Consider the following 2,773-nt stretch of genomic DNA (forward strand, 5'->3'; position numbering starts at 1 on the left):
CTCGCGATTTAGCCCTTGCCATTCGCTAGTAGTTATCGTTTAATAACAGTATGTTATTTAAACGGTGATCTTCCTACAGAGGACTTTCACCTCATAAGTCAATGCCCATGTCGGGCGTACACAAGCGATTATGCAACACAAACAGCGTGTCGCATAAATACTAAAATGTTATGCATCAAAATCGAAGTAAGGTTGCTGTTTATAAATGGATAATTTAAAACTCAAAATTTCAACCAAAATTCTTGATTTAGTTGAAGGCCTTCCTAGATTCAGAAAAGGCACGATTTCAAGTTTACAGGATATTAGAGAGCGACAGAAAAAATGGTCGTCTAAAGAACTTGAAAGACGAAATTCGCCTAAAGAATCAAATATAGAACTAAGCCAAATAACTTTGGTTTTAACTTTTGAGCACGAAGATTTTGATAATGTGATCAAAGGATTGAAACAATATTTCCCAAAAAATGAAAACATACAGACGTTTGTTACATCTCTTAAAGAGTCTATAGATAAATTACATGCAAGTAGTTGGCACAATCTCGGCTATATAGCAAGGGAGCAAGGGGTTTACCTTCCTTATGTGGCAGTGGATGAAAGCCTACCTCTAGACGTTAAAAATGTTTCATTATCGTTTCACAGAATACTTCCATCTGTAGCATGTATCATATTTGAGTTTCAGTTGAATGATTCAGTAAGCAAAGCATTAAGCGAGATTCAAAATCAGGTTTATCTTGGGCCCGTGGAATTTAAAAAGTTTTGGCCTCTTAGTAGTCTACATCGAGGATACACAGTGGGTACAGGTACCGATTGTGCTATTAAATCTATTAACAATAAAAAAGACTCCGTCAGAACAGGAATTGAGGCTTGGGTAAAAAAAGGCTTTAGCTGGAAGCCTCAAACAATGGATGCAGTATCATATATTGATGTTTACAAAATATCTGGGAACCCAATAGAACCAGATGAACGCAGAAATTGGCTGCTTGAATATAGTGGCTGGCTTAATGAGTACGGAATAGATGCTAATGGATTTGATACTTTAGAAGGGGAAGACTTTTTAGTTTCAGGACCAAGGTCTAACAATCATAAATATATGGTATCAGACGTGGTGGCCAAATTTGACTCAAAGAATGAATCTGAATTTGGTGATTTTCTTGAATATAAAGTGAGAGCTATAGCTGTTTCATCTACGATTTTTAGTGTTATAGAAAAATACAGAAACAAAGTTGAAATTTTGCGCGGCCATGGCTTTAAAAATCTTTACAAAAGAAAAAAGCTAACTCAAAGAAACCAATACAATATTCAGGAGCTAAAGAGAACGATAGTAATTATTTCGAGGTTTGAGCACGAAATTAAGCAATCGGGGCGTTGGATAGCACGCTCAATTTCAGAGGTTGGTGAACTAATAGATCTATTTAGAAAAGAAACAGTGGATTTAGGAAAAAATACGATTGATAATGCAAATTATCAGCTGAAGCAAGTTAAGGAATCCGCAGCCATAATTGACTCAGGGTTGACAAACTACTTGTCAGTACAAAGCATATATGTGATGTATAAACTTCAAAAATGGATGTTTATACTATCTATAGTAGTAACAATCGCTACGATTATAGGTGTATTATCCGGATGGAATAATCTTAAGCTCCTGGTTTCCGGTTGGATAAATGCATAACAAGTGACTAAGGTTATGAGTGTTCGCTTTTGGCACTTTTCACCGTGTCCCCTCCATTACGATGGGCGTTTGGCTACTATACCGTCTGCTGACTTCTGATAAATCACTTTAGCGATTACTCGATAAAGCGCGTCTAAACTAACGCTTGTTTACAGCTATTTCGCTCGCTGTAGGTCGCAGCAACCAGAACGCCAAGGGTTGAACAACCAGTCCCTAACTGGTAATCTCCAAGCGTTAGCGCGGATGCGTGTTTATTTATCAGAACTCCCCGAATAAGGTGCATCGACTGTCTCTGCGCAACTGCATCATTTACGGTGGCCGTTAGATCACATGACTTCGCTATCTTGTGCTAGCTGCTTCCTCCAGACTATCTCTCGCGATTTAGCCCTTGCCATTCGCTAGTAGTTATCTTTAAATAACAGTATGTTATTTAAACGGTGATCTTCCTACAGAGGACTTTCACCTCATAAGTCAATGCCCATGTTGGGCGTACACAAGACGTTCCAATTGAAATCGTACTGTCACGAATTTTGGCTCCCAAAATTAGCGCCAGCACTTGGCAAATGAACTATGCGTTGGTACTTTGAGGGTAAAAATGCGAAAAGAACAGCTTCCGAAGTTTAAAAAGCAAGTTGATGCAGTGATGATTGGCTATTTAAATCTACTCGAACGAAAAGAACTGTTATCAACATCAATTGATTTGCATGAATCTTTTACACATTTGGAGCCACAGGTTCAAAGGAGCATTCATGTTATACAAGATACAATGTATGCCTCTTTGATTGTTGAAACTCACGCTTGGTTATTTGATAGATCAACGAAATCATCTAATTTTAGCTTACATCAGCTGCTAGACCAGTTGGTTGATAGGAGTTTCCAATCAAAGCACTTGCTAGAGGGTAAGCGTATAGCTAACGACACCTAGCTTTGCTTAATGTTCCAAGGTAGCAGTGGCTCAAGGTTATCAGGCTGCTCAGCAAGACGCTGTAAGCAAGTAGAGATATAGTCATGCACCACAAGGTCATTTGCCTTTGCGGTTTCAATAAGACTATAAAGTATAGCGCTGGCATGAGCACCATTGCAGGTATTTGAGAACAACCAGTTTTT

At 38.5% G+C, this 2,773-nt stretch carries 3 protein-coding genes; 2 read left to right on the top strand and 1 reads right to left on the bottom strand.

All coding sequences use genetic code 11. From position 1 onward, the window contains the following. The first annotated feature begins 205 nt into the window (after positions 1-205). Both H5187_RS23025 and H5187_RS23030 read left to right on the top strand, forming a co-directional pair. Complete coding sequence (locus H5187_RS23025; protein ID WP_182798422.1) at positions 206-1,666, top strand: hypothetical protein; 1,461 nt, start codon at positions 206-208, stop codon at positions 1,664-1,666. Positions 1,667-2,261: 595 nt separating this feature from the next. Next, positions 2,262-2,591 (top strand): hypothetical protein, encoded by a 330-nt coding sequence (locus H5187_RS23030; protein WP_182798423.1) that lies wholly within the window; start codon positions 2,262-2,264, stop codon positions 2,589-2,591. Here the strand turns inward: H5187_RS23030 and H5187_RS23035 are convergent. After that, on the bottom strand, positions 2,588-2,773 hold a 186-nt coding region (locus tag H5187_RS23035), incomplete at its 5' end, for a transposase domain-containing protein (RefSeq protein WP_182797494.1). The two genes, H5187_RS23030 and H5187_RS23035, sit on opposite strands and share 4 nt — an antisense overlap.

The sequence above is a fragment of the Pseudoalteromonas sp. SG44-1 genome (assembly GCF_014164315.1).
GTDB classification, from domain to species: Bacteria; Pseudomonadota; Gammaproteobacteria; order Enterobacterales; family Alteromonadaceae; genus Pseudoalteromonas; species Pseudoalteromonas rhizosphaerae.

Coding starts and splice junctions, on each gene's coding strand:
- H5187_RS23025 (WP_182798422.1), top strand. CDS start 206: ATGGATAATTTAAAACTCAAAATTTCAACCAAAATTCTTGATTTAGTT.
- H5187_RS23030 (WP_182798423.1), top strand. CDS start 2,262: ATGCGAAAAGAACAGCTTCCGAAGTTTAAAAAGCAAGTTGATGCAGTG.